We start from the raw sequence: 20,910 nt of genomic DNA, 5'->3' as shown, positions 1-20,910 counted from the left end.
CCGCCCGCCGTCGGGGGCGCGGGGGACGCCCGGGTCAGTCCCCGGCCGGAGCGTGCTCGGCAGCCGTGCGGACGTCGATCTCGCGCCAGAAACCCGCCCGGATGGCGTAGCGGTCGTGTTCGTCGATCTGGTCGTCCTTGTGGGCGAGCAGGCCGAAACGGGCGGCGTAGCGCAGCAGCTCGCCGTCGATGCGGTGCGGGATGCGCGGGTACATCCCCGAGAGCTTCTGCAGATGGCCCTGGTCGCCGAGGCGGCCCATCCAGCGGCGGGCGAAGACCTGGCCCACCTCGTAGGGGTCGCCGCCGACGGTGGTGATGTCCTCCTCGCGGTCGGCCCACCGCTGCTCGGCCGTGGTGACCTGCGCGAGCGTCGGCATCGAGGCGACCTCGGAGGGCTCGGGGGCCGTTCCGGGACGGTCGACCCAGCCCCTGTCGGAGGACCAGCGCAGGGTGGCGGTGGCGGGGTGCGGCGCGGCGGGGGCGCCGGGTGCGCGCAGGGCGGCCAGGTCCTTGGGGGTGGGCACGCCCTTGGGGGCGGGGACGCGCTCCTGGACGCCGTTGTCGGAGCCGCCGCCCCCGGAGGGGTGCTCGGTCTCCTCGGGGGTGCGCTCGGCGGTGGGCGCGAGGCCGGAGTCGGGCAGCGGGGCGGAGAGGATGGCGGCGATCTCGGGGCGGGGGGCCGGCGGCGGCGCGCAGATCCCGCCGAGTTCCCTGGCGCGGACGGCCTTGGTGATCCAGGTGCGGTCCAGGACGCGCCGTTCGTCGGCCTCGGCGACCAGGTCCTCGGACTGGTTGTAGTCGCCGTCGGCGGCCTGCACGGCCCACAGGTGGACGGCGACGCCGTGCTCCTTGGCGGCCATCATCCCGGGCAGCAGATCGCCGTCGCCGGTGACGAGGACGACGTCGGAGCAGGCGCGGTTGCGGGCCAGCTCGGTCAGTTCGGCGTGCATGGCGGCGTCGACGCCCTTCTGGGCCCACCGTCCGTCGCTGCGGGTGAGGGCGCCCAGCCGGACGGTCACCCGGGGCATCACCCGCAGCCTGCGGTGCTCCGGCTGCGGAACGCGGTCGGGCGCGCCGTCGAACCAGTAGATGCGCAGCAGCGGGCGCTCGGTCTCGGACTCGGCCTGTTCGCGAAGGCCCTGCACAAGGGCGGCGTGGTCGACGGTGATGCGGGATCGCGAGGGCTCTCCGGCGAGGAGACTCGCGGCCGCCCCCAGCAGATACCCGGCGTCCACCAGGACGATGCAGCGGTCCACACGACTCACCCTCTTTCCGGGAGGTTTGCTTCGGGCTTCCTTCGAGTCTGCCCGACGGTGCGGAGGTTAACGGCCGGAACTCGATCTTCGGCGTGGCGTTTCGCGCCCATGCGTGCCGACACCCCCTGTTACACAGGGTAATTATCCGAAATGCGTCGTAAGTCAGCCTATGTGAATCTGGTCCCGGCCCTGGCCCCTAGATCCCCCCAGGAGGCAGAGCACCATGGCCAAGAACAAGAAGCAGGAACGTAAGCAGCCGCAGTCCGAGCGTGGTCAGCAGACGGGACGGCCGTCCACGATGGAGGCGCAGGCCGAGCAGCACATCGCCCAGGTGACACCCGCCGACATGGCCCGCAAGGGCCGGCAGAAGCGCTTCGGCCACAACTGACGTCGGCGCGACGGGCTGTTGCAGCCCGGACACGCACGAGGGGCGCATCCGATGCCGGATGCCCCCCTCGTGTTCGCGGTCCCTCGATCAGCCGGCCAGACAGGACGGGCCGAGCAGCACCTTCAGATCGCCGAACAGGGCGGGGTCGGGCTTGACCCGGTGGCGGTCCAGCCGCAGCACGGTCGTCTTCGTCGGGCCCTGGAGCCGGATGCGGACCTCGCTGTCGCCCCGGTGGTGGGTGAGGATCTCGCCGAGGCGGTTGATCATCGGCGGGGTGACCCGGGTGGCGGGGATGGTGAGGATCACGGGCGCGTTGGTGCCCGCGTTGGACAGGTCGGGGACCTGCAACTCCATCGCGACGAGCCGCGGCACGTCCTCGCGCTTGTCGAGGCGGCCCTTGACGAAGACGACGGCGTCCTCGACGAGTTGGGTCGACACGAGCTGGTAGGTCGCGGGGAAGAACATGCACTCGATGGAGCCCGCGAGGTCCTCCACGGTGGCGATCGCCCAGGCGTTGCCCTGCTTGGTCATCTTGCGCTGGAGGCCGGAGATGATGCCGCCGATGGTGACCACCGCGCCGTCCGCGTGCTCGCCGCCGGTGAGCTGGGCGATGCCCGCGTCGGCCTTGTCGGACAGCACGTGCTCCAGGCCGAAGAGCGGGTGGTCGGAGACGTACAGACCGAGCATCTCCCGCTCCTGGGCGAGCAGGTACGTCTTCTCCCACTCGTCGGTCGTGAACTCGACGTCCAGGCCGAAGCCGGGCTCGCTGGTGTCCTCCTCGCCCATCCCGCCGAACAGGTCGAACTGCCCCTCGGCCTCCTTGCGCTTGACCGCGACCACGTTGTCGATCATCGGCTCGAACTGCGCGGTGAGGCCCTTGCGGGTGTGCCCGAGGGTGTCGAAGGCGCCCGCCTTGATCAGCGACTCGGTGGTGCGCTTGTTGCAGGCGACCGCCTCGACCTTGTCGAGGTAGTCGGGAAAGGAGGCGTACTTGCCCTTGGCCTTGCGGCTCCGGATGATCGACTCCACCACGTTCGTGCCGACGTTGCGCACGGCCTCGAGGCCGAAGAGGATCACGTCGTCGCCCTGCGCGGCGAAGTTGTGCACCGACTCGTTGACGTTCGGCGGGAGCACCTTGATGCCCATGCGCCGGCACTCGTTGAGGTAGACGGCCGACTTGTCCTTGTCGTCCTTGACCGAGGTGAGCAGTCCGGCCATGTACTCGGCCGGGTGGTTGGCCTTCAGGTAGGCGGTCCAGTACGAGACCAGGCCGTACGCGGCGGAGTGCGCCTTGTTGAAGGCGTAGCCGGCGAAGGGGACCAGCACGTCCCACAGGGCCTGGATCGCCTCGTCGCTGTAGCCCTTGTCCCGGGCGCCCTTCTGGAAGAGGACGAAGTTCTTCGCCAGCTCGTCGGGCTTCTTCTTGCCCATCACGCGACGGAGGATGTCGGCCTCGCCGAGGGAGTACCCGGCGATGATCTGGGCGGCCTTCTGCACCTGCTCCTGGTAGACGATCAGGCCGTAGGTGACGGCCAGGACCTCCTGGAGGGGCTCCTCCAGCTCCTTGTGGATCGGGGTGATCTCCTGGAGCTTGTTCTTGCGCAGCGCGTAGTTGGTGTGCGAGTCCATGCCCATCGGGCCGGGACGGTAGAGCGCGGAGACGGCGGAGATGTCCTCGAAGTTGTCGGGCTTCATCAGACGCAGCAGCGAGCGCATGGGGCCGCCGTCGAACTGGAAGACGCCGAGGGTGTCACCGCGCTGGAGCAGTTCGAAGGTCTTGGGATCGTCGAGCGGCAGCGCCAGCAGGTCGAGGTCGATGCCCTTGTTGGACTTCACCATCTTGACGGCGTCGTCCATGATCGTCAGGTTGCGCAGGCCGAGGAAGTCCATCTTCAGCAGGCCGAGCGACTCGCACTGCGGGTAGTCCCACTGCGTGATGGTCACGCCGTCCGTGTGCCGCACCCAGATGGGGGCGTGGTCGACGATGGGCTCGCTGGACATGATCACGCCGGCCGCGTGCACGCCCATCTGCCGGACGAGGCCCTCCACGCCCTTGGCGGTGTCGATGACCTTCTTGACGTCCGGCTCGTTCTCGTACATCGCGCGGATCTCGCCGGCCTCGCTGTAGCGCGGGTGCGAGGGGTCGGTGATGCCGTTGAGGTCGATGCCCTTGCCCAGGACGTCGGCGGGCATGGCCTTGGTGAGGCGGTCGCCCATCGCGTACGGGTAGCCCAGCACGCGCGCGGAGTCCTTGATGGCGTTCTTCGCCTTGATCTTGCCGTAGGTGCCGATCATGGCGACCTTGTCGGCGCCGTACTTCTCGGTCACGTAGCGGATCACCTCGACGCGCCGGCGCTCGTCGAAGTCGATGTCGACGTCGGGCATGGAGACGCGCTCGGGGTTGAGGAACCGCTCGAAGATCAGACCGTGCGGGATGGGGTCGAGGTCGGTGATGCCCATCGCGTAGGCGACGATCGAGCCGGCCGCGGAGCCTCGGCCGGGGCCGACCGCGATGCCGTTGTTCTTGGCCCACATGATGAAGTCGGCGACGACGAGGAAGTACCCCGGGAACCCCATCTGGATGATGACGTCCATCTCGTACTCGACCTGCTTCTGCCGGTCCTCGGGGACGCCGCCGGGGAAGCGGCGGTCCATGCCCCGGCGGACCTCCTCCTTGAACCAGCTGACCTCGGTGTAGCCCTCGGGGATGTCGAACTTCGGCATGAGGTTCTTGGCCTCGAACATGCCGGTCGTGTCGATCTGCTCGGCGACCAGGAGCGTGTTGGCGCAGCCCTCCTGCCAGGCGTCCGAGGAGTCGATGGCGTACATCTCGTCCGTGGACTTCAGGTAGTAGCCGGTCCCGTCGAAGCGGAAGCGGTCCGGGTCGGAGAGGTTCTTGCCGGTCTGGATGCACAGCAGCGCGTCGTGCGCCGTCGCCTCGTGCGCGTACGTGTAGTGCGAGTCGTTGGTGACCAGCGGCGGGATGCCGAGCTTCTTGCCGATCTCCAGCAGGCCGTCGCGGACCCGGTGCTCGATGTCGATGCCGTGGTCCATCAGCTCCAGGAAGTAGCGGTCCTTGCCGAAGATGTCCTGGTACTCGGCGGCCGACTTCAGGGCCTCGTCGAACTGGCCGAGGCGCAGCCGGGTCTGGAGCTCGCCCGAGGGGCAGCCGGTGGAGGCGATGAGCCCCTCCGACCACTGGGAGATGGTCTCCTTGTCCATCCGGGGCCACTTCTGGAGCCAGCCCTCGGCGTACGCGTCCGAGGAGAGCTTGAAGAGGTTGTGCAGGCCCGTCGCGTTCGCCGCCCAGATCGTCTTGTGGGTGTAACCGCCGGAACCGGAGACGTCGTCGCGCTTCTGGTGCGGCTGGCCCCACTGGATCTTGCGCTTGTTACGGCGCGACTCGGGGGCGACGTACGCCTCGATCCCGATGATCGGGGTGACCCCGGCCTTCTTCGCGGTGTGGAAGAAGTCGTAGGCCCCGTGCAGATTGCCGTGGTCGGACATCGCGATGTGCGTCATGCCCATCTCGTTGCACGCGTCGAACATGTCCTTCAGCCGCGCGGCACCGTCCAGCAGCGAGTACTGGGTGTGGACGTGCAGGTGCGTGAACGGCGGCTTTGACACGGCTGCGGCCTCCAGGGAAACACGGGTCGACGGGCGCCCCACGGGTCGCGGACGGTCCGGGGGACAGCGTCGAAGTCTATGCCTCGCCACTGACACTCCTGGGCCTGCCCCGCGTACCTTCACAGCGAGGGGCACGGGCACTTTCGCACGGCTCCGCCCGTTGGAGACGACAGAAACGCTGTCGTACACGTCATGCACCAGGAGGCACCCAGCGATGTCGGTTCCGCAGCTCGACGACGAGCACCGCGGCGAGCAGATCCTCGCCGTCTTCGACACCGCGTTCGGCGAGCTCCTGGCCGCCGACCCGGCCGCGTTCCGCGTGAAGTTCCGGAAGATGGCGGCCTCGGCGTTCGCGTTCTACCGGGGCACGGCGGGCCTCTTCTACCACGACCTGACCGCCGACGACGGCTTCGGCCCCAGGCGGGGCGGTCCGTACCTGGACGAGCGCACCTCGCGCGTGTGGATCCACGGCGACCTGCACGCGGAGAACTTCGGCACGTACATGGACGCCACGGGCCGGCTGATCTTCAACGTCAACGACTTCGACGAGGCCTACGTCGGCCCCTTCACCTGGGACCTCAAGCGGCTGTCCGCTTCCCTCGCCCTGATCGGGTACGCGAAGGCGCTCTCCGACGACCAGATCTCCGAGCTGGTGGAGGTCTACGCGGGCGCCTACCGCGAGCGCGTGCACGCGCTGGCCACCGGCGCCAAGAGCGACGAGGTGCCGCCCTTCACCCTGGACACCGCGCAGGGCCCGCTGCTGGACGCGCTGCGCGACGCCCGCTCGCTGACCCGCTTCGGGCTGCTGGACTCGATGACGGAGATCCGCGACTTCGAGCGCCGTTTCGCGCCGGGCGGCGGCTCCGTCGAGCTGGACGCGGCGACCCGCTACAAGGTCCTGGCCGCCTTCGACGGCTATCTGGAGACGCTGCCGGAGTCGTCGCTGACCCGCCCGGACTCCTACCGCGTCAAGGACGTCGTCGGCCGCCGCGGCATCGGCATCGGCTCCGCGGGCCTGCCGTCGTACAACATCCTCCTGGAGGGCAACAGCGACGCCCTCGAGAACGACGTCGTGATCTACATCAAGCAGGCCCAGACCCCGGCCGTCTCCCGGCACATCACCGATCCGGCGATCCGCGGCTACTTCCAGCACGAGGGCCACCGCACGGTGATCTCCCAGCGCGCCCTCCAGGCGCACGCCGACCCGTGGCTGGGCTGGACCGAGCTGGACGGCGCGGGCCAGCTGGTCGCCGAGGTCTCGCCGTACGCGGTCGACCTGGACTGGGGCGACATCGACGACCCGGAGGAGATCGCCGGCGTCGTCGCCGACCTGGGCCGGGCCACGGCCACCATGCACGCGGCCGCGGACGACCAGTCCGGCGAGTCGCTGGTGCCGTTCTCCACGGAGCGGGCCATCGACGCGGCCATCGCGGCCGACGAGGACGGCTTCGCGCCGCTGCTGGTCGACTTCGCGCACGCCTACGGCGCCCGCGCGCGTGCCGACCACCAGATCTTCGTCGACCTCTTCCGCAACGGCCGCATTCCAGGTCTCTAACGGTCCGCTGCTCACAGGGACCCTTTAGCGGCCTCCTACAGCAGTACGTGACACACTCTCCTGCGCTATGGACATATCCGGGATCCGCCTCAGAGCCGTACGCGCGGCGCTGTTCACGGCCTTCGTCGTGACGCTCAGCAGCGCGTCGCACGTGCTGCTGTCGCGGGTCCCGCTGCCGCTCAACACGGTGGCCGCCGTCGCGGCCGCCGTGTTCGCGCTGGCGTACGCCCTCGCCGGCCGCGAGCGCGGCTTCGGGCGCATCGCCGCCCTGCTGATCCCGCTGGAGCTGGCCGCCGACACCGTCTTCACCACCGGGCAGCACGTCTGCTACGGCCGGGCGGGCGGTCCCGTGGCCGGCCCGCTGGCCTCGGTCGGCTGGGACGTGCTGTGCGGCGACGGCACGCCCTTCGGCACCCCGCTGGCGCAGGTCACCGGCGCCGACCCCGACCGGCTCGGCGGTCTGCTCGCCCACGCCGACCCGGCCACCGCCTGGCTGCTGCTCGCGGCACACGTCGGCGTCGGCCTGCTCGCCGCCGCCTGGCTGCGCCGGGGCGAGCGGGCGCTGGCCCAGCTGCTGCGGGCGGCCACCGCGAACACCTTCCGGCCGCTGCTGCTGGCCGTCGCGGCCGTGACCGTACGCCGCGCCCCGGCGGCCCGCCGCCTGCCGCGCACCGCGCCGCGTACGGCGACCGCCCGCGAGCGGATCCTCGTGCACTCCCTGGGACGGCGCGGCCCGCCGTGCCCGGCCGCCGCGGTCTGACCGGACCGGCGGCCGCCGAGCACGGCTCGGCCCGAGTCCCCGCACGTCCCCACAAGACTTCCGCGTACCCACGGGTGCGCGTCCCTTTGGAGAAACCATGAGCAAGCGGAACAGCGCGGCGTCGAAGACGGCGGCCCGGGAGCGGCTGCGCATCGAGCGCGAGCGCGAGGCCAAGCGGGCCAAGACCAGGCGGCAGATCATCGTCGCCTGCTCGGCCGTCGCCGTGCTGGCCGTGGCCGGCGGCATAGGCTACGCCGTCGTCCAGGCCAACAAGCCGAGCTACTGGGAGGACGCGGCGAAGGCCAAGCTGGTCGCGCCGGCCAACACCAGCGGCAAGGACGGCACGACCGTCGTCATGGGCAAGGCGAGCGCCAAGAAGACCCTCGTGATGTACGAGGACCCGCGCTGCCCCATCTGCGCCCAGTTCGAGCAGACCGTCGGCCCGACGGTGAAGAGCGACTTCGACGCCGGCAAGTTCAAGATCCAGTTCGTCGGCGCGACCTTCCTCGACCGGAGCCTGACCGGCGAGGGCTCCAAGAACGCGCTGAGCGCCCTCGGCGCCTCGCTGAACGTCGGCCCCGAGGCCTTCCTCGAGTACAAGACCGCGCTGTACTCGGCGAAGTACCACCCGAAGGAGACCGAGGACAAGTTCAAGGACGACTCCTACCTGATCAAGGTGGCCGACACCGTCCCGGCACTGAAGGGCAACGCGGCCTTCCAGAAGGCCGTCAAGAACGGCACCTACGACCGCTGGGCCCTGGAGATGTCCAAGACCTTCGACAGCAGCGGCGTCTCGGGCACCCCGACCCTGAAGATGGACGGCAAGGCGCTGACCGACGGCGGCGGCAAGAACGCCCCGATGACGGTCGCCGACTTCAACACGGCGCTGAACGCGGCCCTCAAGGGCTGACCGGCCGACCGGCCGACCGGCTCCTGAGCAAAGGCCGATCCGACGCTCCGCCGAAGAGCGGGCGAACTTTTGGGAGTTCGCCCGCTCTTTTGTCATACCGGTCAGTAATCTGATCGGCCGTGACCAGTAGACACGGAACATCCGAGAGCGCCGCCATCCCGTCGCAGCGCCCCGACACGCTTCTGCCGCGCCGCCGCACGGTGGTCAAGGCGGCCGCCGCCACCGCCGTGCTGGCCGGCCCGCTCGTCGCCGCGCTGCCCGCCCGCGCCGCCGAGGCCCCCGTCTTCCTGCACGGCCTCGCCTCCGGGGACCCGCTGCCCGACGGCGTCCTGCTGTGGACCCGGGTGACGCCCACCGCCGAGGCCACACCGGGTTCCGGACTCGGCCCCGACACCGAGGTGAGCTGGGTCGTCGCCCGGGACAAGGCGCTGACGGACGTCGTCTCCCGGGGGACGACCACCGCGACCGCCGCGTCCGACCACACCGTCAAGGCCGACATCCGCGGCCTCGCGCCCGCCACCGACTACTGGTTCCGCTTCTCGGCCGGCGGCGTCGACTCCCCCGTGGCGCGCACCCGCACCGCGCCGGCGGCGGACGCGGCGGTGACCGGGCTGCGCTTCGGCGTGGTCTCCTGCGCCAACTGGGAGGCCGGCTACTTCTCCTCGTACCGCCACCTCGCGGCGCGCGGCGACCTCGACGCCTGGCTGCACCTCGGCGACTACATCTACGAGTACGGCACCGGCCAGTACGGCACGCGCGGCACCGTCGTACGGCAGACCGCGCCCGCCCACGAGATCCTCACGCTCGCCGACTACCGCACCCGGCACGGCAAGTACAAGACCGACCCGGACCTCCAGGCGCTGCACACCAAGGCGCCGGTCATCGCGATCTGGGACGACCACGAGTTCGCCAACGACACCTGGTCGGGCGGCGCGGAGAACCACACCGAGGGCGCCGAAGGCGCCTGGTCGGCCCGTCAGGCGGCCGCCAAGCAGGCCTACTTCGAGTGGATGCCGGTCCGCCCGGCGATCGCCGGCACCACCTACCGGCGGCTGCGCTTCGGCAAGCTCGCCGACCTGTCGCTGCTGGACCTGCGGTCCTTCCGCTCCCAGCAGGTCGGCGTGGGCAAGGGCGCCGTGGACGACCCCGACCGCACGATCACCGGCCGCGCCCAACTGGACTGGCTCAAGGCGGGGCTGAAGGCCTCCGACACCGCCTGGCGGCTGGTCGGCAACTCGGTGATGATCTCGCCGTTCGTGATCGGCTCGCTCTCCGCGGACCTGTTCAAGCCGCTGGCCAAGCTGCTCGGCCTGCCCGCGGACGGCCTCGGCCTCAACACCGACCAGTGGGACGGCTACACCGACGACCGCCGTGAACTCCTCGCCCACCTGCGCGCGAACGCCATCCGCAACACGGTCTTCCTGACCGGCGACATCCACATGGCGTGGGCCAACGACGTGCCGGTGGACGCGGGGACCTACCCCCTGTCCGCCTCGGCCGCCACGGAGTTCGTCGTCACCTCGGTGACCTCCGACAACCTCGACGACATCGTGAAGGTCCCCGAGGGCACCCTGACCGCGGTCGCCTCGCCGGTCATCCGGGCCGCCAACCGGCACGTGCACTTCGTGGACACCGACCGGCACGGCTACGGCGTCCTGGACATCACCGCCGACCGCGCGCAGATGGACTACTACGTCGTCTCCGACCGGACGAACCCCGCCGCGACCTCGTCGTGGTGGCGCTCCTACCGCACGCGCAGCGGCACGCAGAAGGTGGAGCGCACGTACGACCCGGTGTAGGCGCCGGGCGGTGCGGGCGCCGGCCGGGCCCGCCGGGCGGCTCCGGCCGCCCGGCTCCCGGTCACAGAGAGTCGAGGAAGCCGAGCGCCACCCGCCAGGTGGCCTCGGCGGCCTCCTCGTCGTAGTCGGGGAGGCCGGGGTCGGTGTACAGGTGCCCGGCGCCCGCGTAGCGGTAGACCTCCACGTCGGCGCCGGCCCTGCCCATGTGCAGGTACCAGGCGCTGAGCCAGTCGTCCGTCTCGAACGGGTCCGGTTCGGCCACGTGCAGCTGCACCGGCAGGCCGTCCACCGACGCGTTGGGCGCGAGGTCCGAGGTGCCGTGCAGGAGCAGCAGGCCGCGCGCCTCGGCGTCCCCGAGCGCGAGGGTCTGCGCCACGGAGGCGCCGAGCGAGAACCCGGCGTAGACCAGCCCGCGCCCGGAGTAGGGGGCCGCGGCCAGGACCGCCCGCCTGAGCAGGTCGTCCTTGCCGATCTCCTCCTTGTACGCCATGCCCTCCTCGACCGTGTCGAACGTGCGCCCGTCGAAGAGGTCCGGGGTGCTGACCTCGTGTCCGGCGGCGCGCAGCCGGTCCGCCGCGGCGGACACCGCGGGCCGCAGACCGTAGGTCGAATGGAAGAGCATGATGTTCATGCGCCCATGGTGCCAGCCTGCGCCGACAGCGCCGTGCGTGCGCCTCCTCACAGAAGTGGCAGGTTCAAGGTCGCGTAGACCTGGTTACGTTCGAAGGCATGGAGAACCTGCTCCGCCCCGTGATCGTGGTGGGCGGATCGGTGGTGCTGACCTTCCTCATCGGCTGGGCCACCGACCGTCTGCTGTACAAGGCCGACCGACGGCACCCCGAGACCTCTCTGTGGGGCCTGCTGCGCCGTGGTCGCATCCCGTATCAGCTGGTGCTGTGCGCGGCGATGCTGAGAGGCTCCTACGACCAGGCGCAGATGCTCCAGGACCACAAGGTCGGCATCGGCCGCACCCTCACCCTGGTGCTGATCGGCTCGGCCGCCTGGCTGGTGATCCGGATCGCCGGAGCCGTCGTCGAGACGTCGTACTCGCACTACGCGCGGATGCACCGCGACGCCGCCCGGGTCCGCAGGGTGCGCACCCAGGTGTCGCTGATCATGCGGGTGGTCTCGGCCGTCGTCGGCGTGGTCGCGGCCGCCGCGATGCTGCTGACGTTCCCCGCGATGCGCGCGGCGGGCGCCTCCCTGCTGGCCTCCGCCGGGATCCTCGGCATCGTCGCCGGTGTGGCCGCCCAGTCCACCCTGAGCAACCTGTTCGCCGGTCTCCAGATCGCGTTCGGCGACATGGTGCGCATCGGCGACACGGTGGTGGTGGACGGCGAGTGGGGCACGGTCGAGGAGATCACCCTGACCTTCCTGACCGTGCGCACCTGGGACGAGCGCCGCATCACGATGCCCGTGTCGTACTTCACCTCCAAGCCGTTCGAGAACTGGTCGCGCGGCACGCCGCAGATGACCGGCATCGTCTACTGGCACGTCGACCACGCGGCGCCCGTGGAGGCGATGCGCGAGAAGCTGCGCGACATCCTGCGCGAGTGCCCGGCCTGGGACGGCCGCGCCTGCGGTCTGGACGTCACGGACACCACGCCCAACACCATGCAGGTGCGGGCGCTGGTCACGGCCAAGGACTCCGACGACATCTGGACGGTGCGGGTCAGGGTCCGCGAGGAGATGATCCGCTGGCTGTGGGAGGAGCACCCGTACGCGCTGCCGCGCGTGAACACCGCCAACGCGGCCCTGGCACCGGGCCGGCTGCCGGCCCAGAGCTCCTCCCCCGACGGCTCGGCGCACCGCGCCACCGAGTCGCCCCGCACGGGACGCTGAGCGCCGGCCGCCCCGCTCGGCGGGCCGGGGACGCGACGGTTCACGCGACCGTCGGAAAGGGAGACCCCCCGGCCCGCCCGGCCGCTCGGCGGCCCGCCTACGGGTCCCCCCACCGCCGGGACGGCCACCGGCCCGCCGTCCACCGCCCGGGCGGCCGTCTCAGCGCAGGCTGCGGACGTCCAGGTGCCGCAGCACCCGGTCGACGATCTCGGGGTCGGCGCCCAGTTCACTGCGGGCCGCCACCACCTCGTGACGGGCCGCGCTCAGCATCTCGTTCTGGATCCGCCGCACCCGCTTGAGGCGGCGCACCCGCTGGTCGTGCCCCTCGCGCCGCTCGTCCTCCGCGACGTCCGGGCTGATGCGCAGCCCGATGTCGAAGGCCCGCCGCAGCATCTGCTCGGACAGCTCCTCGGAGAGGGCCTCCTCGGACTCGATCTCGCGCAGCCGCTTCTTCGCCGCCTTCGCGGCCCGCACCGCAAGCTCCTTCTCGAACGCCTTCTCCCGGTCGGTGTCCGACTGCACGCCGAGCCGCTTCACCAGCCACGGCAGGGTGAGCCCCTGGAGCACCAGCGTCGCCATGATCACGCCGAAGGCGATGAAGACGATCTCGTCGCGGTCCGGGAAGGGGCCCCCGTCCTCGGTCTTCAGCGGCACGGCCAGCGCCAGCGCCACCGAGGCCACCCCGCGCATCCCCGCCCACCACATGACGACGGTCTCCCGCCAGTTCGTCGGGATGTCCTCCAGGTGGTCCTTGCGGGCGTGCAGCCGTTGCGTCAGCCAGGTCGCCGGCATCAGCCACAGCAGCCGTACGACGACGACCACCGCCACGATCACCCCGGCCCACCCGAGCATCTCCTGCCACCGCCCGGCGGCCGTGCGGATCGCGTTGTGCAGTTCCAGGCCGATCAGCCCGAACGCGACGCCCGTGACGAGGGTGTCGACGATGTCCCAGAAGGTGTGGCCGGCCAGCCGGGTCAGCACGTCGTCGGGGTCGGTGGCGTACTCGGAGAGGAACAGCGCGGTGGTCAGCACGGCCAGCACCCCGGAGCCGTGGAACTCCTCCGCCAGCACGTACGAGGCGTACGGCACCAGCAGCGTCAGGCCGATCTGGAGCGTGGTGTCGCCGAGGACGTCCAGCAGCCGGTTGGCGCCCCACCCGAGCGCGACGCCCACGGCCACCGCCACCACGGCGGACAGCACCAGGTCGAGCCCGGCCCGCCAGGGCGAGAAGCTCCCGCTCACGGCCGCCGCGATCGCCACGTGGTAGAGCACGATGGCGGTGACGTCGTTGAACAGCCCCTCGCCCTCCAGGATGGACACCAGCCGGCGGGGCAGGCCGAGCTGTCCGGCGACGGCGGTGGCGGCCACGGGGTCGGGCGGCGCGACCAGCGCCCCCAGCGCGACGGCGGCGGCCACCGGCAGCCCCGGCACGATGGCGTGGGCCACGGCCGCCACGCAGACCGTCGTGACGAAGACCAGCGCCACGGCGAGCAGGAAGATGGGCCGCACGTTCGCCGCGAACTGGCGCCAGGAGGTCCGCCGCACCGCCGCGTACAGCAGCGGCGGCAGCAGGAGGGGCAGGATGAGGTCGGGCGGGACCTCGACGTTGGGCACGAAGTCGAGCACCGCGAGGACTATCCCCAGCAGGGTCATCAGCACCGGCGCGGGCAATCCGAACCGGTCGCCGACGGGGACGCTCACCACGGCCCCGAGCAGCAGGACGAACAACAGGGCCAACTGGTCCACGGTCAGCGCTCCGGGTCTAGACGATCAAGAACATCCGGATCCCCAGCGTCGCACGCCCCGCGCCCCTTACAGCGAACGCCGCATAAACCGGTGCGGAATGCCCGCCTCCAGGTCTTCCGGCCCGTAGGCCGTATACCCCAGTCGTTCGTAGAATCCCAGCGCCTGCGTCTGTGCGTGCAGGTCCACCGCCGAGAGCCCCCGCGCGCGTGCCGCGTCCTCGATGCCCCGCACCAGGGCGGCGCCGACGCCCAGCCCGCGTGCCTCGCGGGTCACGGCGAGCCGGCCCAGCGAGCCCACCGACGGATCGCCGGTCCTGGCCGCGGCCGCCTCGCCGTGCAGCAGCCGTCCCGCGCCGATCGGCCGGCCGTCCTCGGCGACGGCCAGCACGTGCACGGCGTCGGCGTCGTGCTCGTCGTACTCCAGGTCCTCGGGCACGCCCTGCTCGCCGACGAAGACGTCCTTGCGGACGGCGAAGCAGGCCTCGCGGTCGGCGAGGTCCGCGGCCACGCGCACCTCGTACGCGCGCGCCGCGCTCATCCGTAGGTCTCCTCGCGGACCTGGTCGAGGGCCTTGGCCAGGTCCTCGGGGTAGTCGCTGGCGAACTCCGCCCACTGCCCGTCGCCGGGGTGCTCGAAGCCCAGGCGCACGGCGTGCAGCCACTGCCGGGTCAGCCCCAGGCGCTTGGCGAGGGTGGGGTCCGCGCCGTACGTGAGGTCGCCCACGCAGGGGTGGCGGTGGGCGGCCATGTGCACGCGGATCTGGTGGGTGCGGCCCGTCTCCAGCTTCACGTCCAGCAGGGAGGCCGCGCGGAAGGCCTCGATCAGGTCGTAGTGCGTGACGGACGGCTTGCCCTCGGCCGTGACCGCCCACTTGTAGTCGTGCTGGGGGTGGCGGCCGATGGGGGCGTCGATGGTGCCGCTGGTCGGGTCCGGGTGCCCCTGGACGAGGGTGTGGTAGCGCTTGTCGACCGTGCGCTCCTTGAACTGGCGCTTGAGCGACGTGTACGCCCGCTCCGACTTGGCGACGACCATCAGACCGGACGTGCCGACGTCGAGCCGGTGCACGATGCCCTGGCGCTCGGCCGCGCCGGAGGTGGAGATCCGGTAGCCGGCGGCGGCCAGCCCGCCGATCACCGTCGGCCCGCTCCAGCCGGGCGAGGGGTGCGCGGCCACGCCGACCGGCTTGACGATGACGACCACGTCGTCGTCGTCATGCACGATCTCCATGCCCTCGACCGGTTCGGCGACGATCTGCACGGGCGCCGGGGCCTGGGGCATCTCGACCTCCAGCCAGGCGCCGCCGCTGACCCGCTCGGACTTGCCGACCACCGAGCCGTCGACCGTGACCTTCCCCGCCGCGGCCAGCTCGGCGGCCTTCGTACGGGAGAAGCCGAACATGCGGGAGATGGCGGCGTCGACGCGCTCGCCCTCCAGGCCGTCCGGCACGGGCAGGGTACGGATCTCGGGAATCGTGCTCACCCGTCGAGTATGCAGGACGGGCGGGACACCGCCGTACGGCCCTGTGGACAACCGCCCCGGGCCGCGGGGTCCGGCCCCCGGCCCGACGGGTGCGGTTCAGTCCTTGTGGACGGTGCCGTCCGGGTCCAGCCCGCGGAAGGACAGCAGCACGATCAGGATGCCGCCGCACACGATCGCCGAGTCGGCGAGGTTGAACACCGCGAAGTGCTTCGGCGCGATGAAGTCCACGACGGCGCCCTCGAAGACCCCCGGCGCGCGGAAGATCCGGTCGGTGAGGTTGCCCAGCGCACCGCCCAGCAGCAGGCCCAGGGCGATCGCCCAGGGCAGGCTGTAGAGCTTGCGGGCGAGCCGGGCGATCACCACGATCACGGCCGCGGCGATCACCGTGAAGATCACGGTGAAGGCCTCGCCGAAGCCGAAGGCCGCGCCGGCGTTGCGGATGGCCTCGAGCCGGAGCCAGTCCCCGACGATCTCGATCGGCGCGTGATGCTCCAGTTTGGCGACCACGAGCATCTTGCTCACCAGGTCGAGGGCGTACGCGAAGGCGGCCACGGCGAAGAGCACGGCGATACGGCGCTGGCCCCTGGGCCGCTCCCCCGCGCTCTCCTGCTCGCCCGGGCCGGTCGACTGCTCCGGCTCGGATCCCGTCTCTGGGGTGTCCGGCGTACCGATGACGCGCTCCGCCTCTGCCACGTGAGTCCCTCAACCTAGGTGCCTGACTGAGGACGAGGGTACGGCACGCCCCCCGGCCGTCAGGCGATCAGTACCGGCGCTCCTGCTTCTGCTTGCACTCGACGCACAGGGTCGCTCGCGGGAAGGCCTGCATCCGGGCCTTGCCGATGGCGTTCCCGCAGTTCTCGCACAGTCCGTAGGTGCCGGCGTCCAGGCGCTCCAGGGCGTGCTCGGTCTGGTTCAGCATCTCGCGCGCGTTGGCGGCCAGCGCCAGTTCGTGCTCGCGCGTGATGTTCTTGGTGCCGGTGTCGGCCTCGTCGTCGCCGGCGCCGTCCCCCGAGTCGCGCATCAGGCCCATCAGGGCCGCCTCGGACGAGGACAGCTCCGCGCGCAGCCGCTCCCTCTCGGATTGCAGCTCCCCGCGGGCCTCCTCGACCTCCTCGGGCGTCCACGGCTCCTCGCCGGGGCGCACCGCGAGCTCGCCCGGCTCCGCCGCGGCGAGGCGTGCCTTGGGGACGGCGGTCTTCGCCGCCGTGGCCGTACCCGGAGTCTTCTTCGCAACCACAGTCGTGGCTCCCGTCTGCTCCGCGGCCGAGGCCGCGCCCACCTTCTTGGCCGTGTTCTTCCTGCCCGCGCTCGTCGCGGCCACGCTCCCGGCGCCGGCGGCCTTCCCGGCCGGCGCCTTCCTGGGGGCGGCCTTCCCGGCGACCGCCTTCTTCGCGGTCGCCCTCCCGGCGGCCGCCTTCTTGGCCACGGTCTTGCGGGCGGGGGCCTTCTCGCCGACCGCCTTCCTCACCGTGGCCTGCTGCGCCGACCCCGCCTCCGTCGCGGAGCCGGCCTCCGTCGCGGAGCCGGCCTCCGTCGCGGTCCCTTCCGGGACGCTCCCGGCGGCAGGGGTCTTCCTGGCCGCGGCCTTCCTGCCGGGCGCCGCCTTCCCGGCCGCCGCCTTCCCGGCCGTCGTCTTCGCGGCTCTTCCCGCGGCGGCCGAGCGCACCGTCCCCGCGGCCCGCCCCGCCTTCTTCTCGCCGGCCGCGCCGGAGGCAGCATCCGTGTCCCGGTCGGACGCCGAGTGCTGTACGGCGGTCTTCTTCGCCACCATGGCCGCGGCCCCTTCACATATTGTGATCTTGCACGCGAATCGTGCTGGGACGATAAATCGACTTGGAGCCCGCGGCAACGGGGCACACCGCCCGATTCGCCCGCCTCGCGCACGCCACGCGGCAAGCCTGCCTGCGTTGTGCCCAGCTCCCCGCCCGGTAATCCGCCGAACCCGGCGTCCCGCGATGCGAACACGCACACCTCCCCATTCAGCCACCATTCGGGGCATACCGGACCAGCCGGCCCGCCCCACCCGTCGCCTCCGTAAACCGGTCGGCCGCTGTCGTCGCCGAGCCGTACACTGGGCGCAGCGAGAAGCGTGGATGGGGACGAGTAGCGGCGTACGCAGCCCAGAGCGACCCGGGGACGGTGGAAGCCCGGGGGCGAGCGCGACGTGAAGATCACCCCGGAGCCGCCGGAAGAAGACCCCGCAGGGGTTGGTAGAACCGGCATCGCGACCCCAATGAGGGGGCTCACCGGAGCGCAGGACGCCCCGGAGGGCCAAGGAGGGTGGTACCGCGGGAGCGCGCCGCACACGGCGTAGACAGGCAAGAAGGCTCTCGTCCCTCCGACGGAAGGCAGCACGTCCGCCGGAGGAAGCTCGCAGATGACAACGCCGCAGTACCGCCAGGTGCCCGCCCAGGTCGACCTGCCCGCCCTCGAGCACGCGGTGCTCGACTTCTGGCGCGAGCAGAAGATCTTCGCCAAGAGCCTGGAGCAGTCCGAGGGCCGCCCCGAGTGGGTGTTCTACGAGGGCCCGCCCACCGCGAACGGCATGCCGGGCGCCCACCACATCGAGGCGCGCGTCTTCAAGGACGTCTTCCCCCGCTTCCGCACCATGCGCGGCTACCACGTGGCCCGCAAGGCCGGCTGGGACTGCCACGGCCTGCCGGTGGAGCTGGCGGTCGAGAAGGAGCTCGGCTTCAGCGGCAAGAAGGACATCGAGGCGTACGGCATCGCCGACTTCAACGCCCGGTGCCGCGAGTCCGTGCTCCGCCACACCGACGCCTTCTCCGACCTGACGACCCGCATGGGCTACTGGGTCGACCTCGACGACGCCTACGTCACGATGGACCCCGAGTACATCGAGTCGGTCTGGTGGTCGCTGAAGGAGATCTTCGACAAGGGCCTGCTCGTCCAGGACCACCGCGTCGCCCCCTGGTGCCCCCGCTGCGGCACCGGCCTGTCCGACCACGAGCTGGCGCAGGGATACGAGACGGTCGTCGACCCGTCCGTGTACGTCCGTTTCCCGCTCACCTCCGGTCCGCTCGCCGGCCAGGCAGCACTCCTGGTGTGGACGACGACCCCCTGGACCCTGGTGTCCAACACGGCCGTGGCCGCGCACCCGGAGGTCACCTACGTCGTCGCCACCGACGGCGAGGAGAAGCTCGTCGTCGCCGAGCCGCTGCTCGCCAAGGCGCTCGGCGAGGGCTGGGAGACCACCGGCCAGACCTTCACCGGCGCCGAAATGGAGCGCTGGACCTATCAACGTCCGTTCGAGCTCGTGGAGTTCCCGGCCGAGGCGCACTACGTCGTCAACGCCGAGTACGTCACCACCGAGGACGGCACCGGACTGGTCCACCAGTCCCCCGCCTTCGGCGAGGACGACCTCAAGGTCTGCCGCTCCTACGGGCTGCCCGTGGTGAACCCGGTCCGCCCGGACGGCACCTTCGAGGAGTCCGTCCCGATGGTCGGCGGCGTCTTCTTCAAGAAGGCGGACGAACAGCTCACCGAGGACCTCCAGCAGCGCGGCCTGCTGTTCAGGCACATCCCCTACGAGCACAGCTACCCGCACTGCTGGCGCTGCCACACCGCGCTCCTGTACTACGCGCAGCCCTCCTGGTACATCCGCACGACGGCCGTCAAGGACCGCCTCCTCCAGGAGAACGAGAAGACCAACTGGTTCCCCGACACCGTCAAGCACGGCCGCTTCGGCGACTGGCTGAACAACAACATCGACTGGGCCCTGTCGCGCAGCCGCTACTGGGGCACCCCGCTGCCGATCTGGCGCTGCGAGGAGGACCACCTCACCGTCGTCGGCTCGCGCGCGGAGCTCACCGCCCTCACCGGCACGGACCAGTCCGAGCTGGACCCGCACCGCCCGTTCATCGACGCCGTCACCTTCGCCTGTCCGCACGACGGCTGCGGCGCGACGGCCACGCGCGTGCCGGAGGTCATCGACGCCTGGTACGACTCGGGTTCCATGCCGTTCGCGCAGTGGGGCTACCCGTACAAGAACAAGGAACTGTTCGAGTCCCGCTACCCGGCCCAGTTCATCTCCGAGGCCATCGACCAGACCCGCGGCTGGTTCTACACGCTGATGGCGGTCGGCACGCTGGTCTTCGACAAGTCCAGTTACGAGAACGTCGTCTGCCTCGGCCACATCCTCGCCGAGGACGGCCGCAAGATGTCCAAGCACCTGGGCAACATCCTTCAGCCGATCCCGCTCATGGACCAGCACGGCGCCGACGCGGTCCGCTGGTTCATGGCGGCCGGCGGCTCCCCGTGGGCGGCCCGCCGGGTGGGCCACGGCACCATCCAGGAGGTCGTCCGCAAGACGCTCCTCACGTACTGGAACACGGTCGCCTTCCAGGCCCTGTACGCGCGCACGTCCGGCTGGGCGCCCAGCGGGGCCGACCCGGCCCCGGCCGAGCGGCCGCTGCTCGACCGCTGGCTGCTGTCCGAGCTCCACGCCCTCACCGACCAGGTGACGCAGGCCCTGGAGTCCTACGACACCCAGCGCGCCGGCAAGCTGCTCTCCGCCTTCGTGGACGACCTGTCCAACTGGTACGTGCGCCGCTCCCGCCGCCGCTTCTGGCAGGGCGACAAGGCGGCGCTGCGGACCCTGCACGAGGTCGTCGAGACGGTCACCAAGCTGATGGCGCCGCTGACCCCGTTCATCACCGAGCGGGTCTGGCAGGACCTGATCGTGCCGGTCACCCCCGGCGCCCCGGAGTCGGTGCACCTGTCCTCCTGGCCCGAGGCGGACCTCTCGGCGATCGACCCGGAGCTGTCGAAGCAGATGGTCCTGGTCCGCCGCCTGGTGGAGCTGGGCCGCGCCACGCGCGCGGAGTCGGGCGTGAAGACCCGCCAGCCGCTGCGCCGCGCGCTGGTCGCCGCCGCCGGGTTCGACGCCCTCTCCCCCGAACTGCACGCGCAGATCACGGAGGAGCTGAACGTCGAATCGCTGGCCTCGCTCTCCGAGGTGGGCGGCTCCCTGGTCGACACGACCGCCAAGGCCAACTTCCGCGCCCTGGGCAAGCGGTTCGGCAAGCGCGTCCAGGACGTGGCCAAGGCGGTCGCGAACGCCGACGCGGCCGCGCTCTCCCTCGCCCTGCGCGAGGGCACCGCGTCGGTGGACGTCGACGGCGAGACGGTCGCCCTGGCCCCCGACGAGGTGATCATCACCGAGACCCCGCGCGAGGGCTGGTCGGTCGCCTCCGACTCCGGCGCCACGGTCGCCCTCGACCTGGAGATCACCGAGGAGCTGCGCCGCGCCGGCCTGGCCCGCGACGCGATCCGGCTGATCCAGGAGGCCCGCAAGAACAGCGGCCTCGACGTGGCCGACCGCATCGCGCTGCGCTGGAGCGCGACCGACCCGGCGACCGTCGACGCCCTGTCCGGGCACGCGGGACTCATCGCCGACGAGGTCCTCGCCACGGACTTCGCCCTGGGCGAGGCGGACGACTCCTACGGCGCCCCGTTCACGGACGAGGCCCTGACCCTGACCTTCCGCCTGCGCAAGGCGTAGGGCGGAAGGCGCAAGGCCGCACGACGCGG

At 71.3% G+C, this 20,910-nt stretch carries 15 protein-coding genes; 7 read left to right on the top strand and 8 right to left on the bottom strand.

Features of this window, described 5'->3' with window-relative positions:
• Window positions 1–34: 34 nt before the first annotated feature.
• Entirely contained in the window at window positions 35–1,255 is a 1,221-nt protein-coding gene (locus tag KMS84_RS01480; RefSeq protein WP_256914137.1) for an NYN domain-containing protein, read from the bottom strand.
• Window positions 1,256–1,478: 223 nt separating this feature from the next.
• Between KMS84_RS01480 and KMS84_RS01475 the strand changes: the two genes are divergently transcribed.
• Entirely contained in the window at window positions 1,479–1,643 is a 165-nt protein-coding gene (locus tag KMS84_RS01475; RefSeq protein WP_256914136.1) for a hypothetical protein, read from the top strand.
• A gap of 87 nt (window positions 1,644–1,730) precedes the next feature.
• Here KMS84_RS01475 and dnaE read toward each other — a convergent pair whose 3' ends face one another.
• Entirely contained in the window at window positions 1,731–5,270 is a 3,540-nt protein-coding gene (gene dnaE / locus KMS84_RS01470) for a DNA polymerase III subunit alpha (protein ID WP_256914135.1), read from the bottom strand.
• A gap of 214 nt (window positions 5,271–5,484) precedes the next feature.
• Between dnaE and KMS84_RS01465 the strand changes: the two genes are divergently transcribed.
• The 4 genes from KMS84_RS01465 (at window position 5,485) to KMS84_RS01450 (ending at window position 10,294) form a co-directional block, all read left to right on the top strand.
• Window positions 5,485–6,825 (top strand): DUF2252 domain-containing protein, encoded by a 1,341-nt coding sequence (locus KMS84_RS01465; RefSeq protein WP_256914134.1) that lies wholly within the window; start codon window positions 5,485–5,487, stop codon window positions 6,823–6,825.
• A gap of 67 nt (window positions 6,826–6,892) precedes the next feature.
• The gene (locus tag KMS84_RS01460; RefSeq protein WP_256914133.1) at window positions 6,893–7,585 is read left to right on the top strand and encodes a hypothetical protein; all 693 of its coding nucleotides are present in this window, start codon (window positions 6,893–6,895) and stop codon (window positions 7,583–7,585) included.
• Window positions 7,586–7,682: 97 nt separating this feature from the next.
• Window positions 7,683–8,495, top strand: a complete 813-nt coding sequence (locus KMS84_RS01455) for a thioredoxin domain-containing protein (RefSeq protein ID WP_256914132.1) — start codon at window positions 7,683–7,685, stop codon at window positions 8,493–8,495.
• 119 nt (window positions 8,496–8,614) lie between these two features.
• Complete coding sequence (locus KMS84_RS01450) at window positions 8,615–10,294, top strand: alkaline phosphatase D family protein (RefSeq protein WP_256914131.1); 1,680 nt, start codon at window positions 8,615–8,617, stop codon at window positions 10,292–10,294.
• A gap of 61 nt (window positions 10,295–10,355) precedes the next feature.
• Here the strand turns inward: KMS84_RS01450 and KMS84_RS01445 are convergent, their stop codons facing one another.
• Window positions 10,356–10,925 (bottom strand): dienelactone hydrolase family protein, encoded by a 570-nt coding sequence (locus KMS84_RS01445; RefSeq protein WP_256914130.1) that lies wholly within the window; start codon window positions 10,923–10,925, stop codon window positions 10,356–10,358.
• A gap of 98 nt (window positions 10,926–11,023) precedes the next feature.
• On the opposite strand from KMS84_RS01445, the gene KMS84_RS01440 reads away from it, so the two are divergent.
• Window positions 11,024–12,136 (top strand): mechanosensitive ion channel family protein, encoded by a 1,113-nt coding sequence (locus tag KMS84_RS01440; protein ID WP_256914129.1) that lies wholly within the window; start codon window positions 11,024–11,026, stop codon window positions 12,134–12,136.
• A 159-nt stretch (window positions 12,137–12,295) separates the two neighbouring features.
• On the opposite strand, the gene KMS84_RS01435 is transcribed toward KMS84_RS01440, so the two are convergent.
• The 5 genes from KMS84_RS01435 to KMS84_RS01415 form a co-directional block, all read right to left on the bottom strand.
• Window positions 12,296–13,882, bottom strand: coding sequence for a Na+/H+ antiporter (locus KMS84_RS01435; RefSeq protein WP_256914128.1), 1,587 nt, complete (start codon window positions 13,880–13,882; stop codon window positions 12,296–12,298).
• Window positions 13,883–13,948: 66 nt separating this feature from the next.
• Entirely contained in the window at window positions 13,949–14,419 is a 471-nt protein-coding gene (locus KMS84_RS01430) for a GNAT family N-acetyltransferase (protein WP_256914127.1), read from the bottom strand.
• Window positions 14,416–15,360 (bottom strand): RluA family pseudouridine synthase, encoded by a 945-nt coding sequence (locus KMS84_RS01425; RefSeq protein WP_108999912.1) that lies wholly within the window; start codon window positions 15,358–15,360, stop codon window positions 14,416–14,418. Before KMS84_RS01425 ends, KMS84_RS01430 begins: the two co-directional genes overlap by 4 nt.
• 96 nt (window positions 15,361–15,456) lie before the next feature.
• On the bottom strand, window positions 15,457–16,053 hold the full coding sequence (gene lspA / locus KMS84_RS01420; protein WP_256914126.1) for a signal peptidase II: 597 nt from the start codon (window positions 16,051–16,053) through the stop codon (window positions 15,457–15,459).
• A gap of 67 nt (window positions 16,054–16,120) precedes the next feature.
• Window positions 16,121–17,131 (bottom strand): TraR/DksA family transcriptional regulator, encoded by a 1,011-nt coding sequence (locus KMS84_RS01415; protein ID WP_256914125.1) that lies wholly within the window; start codon window positions 17,129–17,131, stop codon window positions 16,121–16,123.
• A gap of 606 nt (window positions 17,132–17,737) precedes the next feature.
• On the opposite strand from KMS84_RS01415, the gene ileS reads away from it, so the two are divergent.
• Window positions 17,738–20,881, top strand: coding sequence for an isoleucine--tRNA ligase (ileS, locus tag KMS84_RS01410; RefSeq protein WP_256914124.1), 3,144 nt, complete (start codon window positions 17,738–17,740; stop codon window positions 20,879–20,881).
• Window positions 20,882–20,910 lie beyond the last annotated feature (29 nt).

The organism is Streptomyces hilarionis, from assembly GCF_024539675.1.
GTDB lineage: Bacteria > Actinomycetota > Actinomycetes > Streptomycetales > Streptomycetaceae > Streptomyces > Streptomyces hilarionis.
The sequence above is the reverse complement of the archived record's forward strand: the minus strand, read 5'-3'. Positions and strand labels throughout refer to the sequence as shown.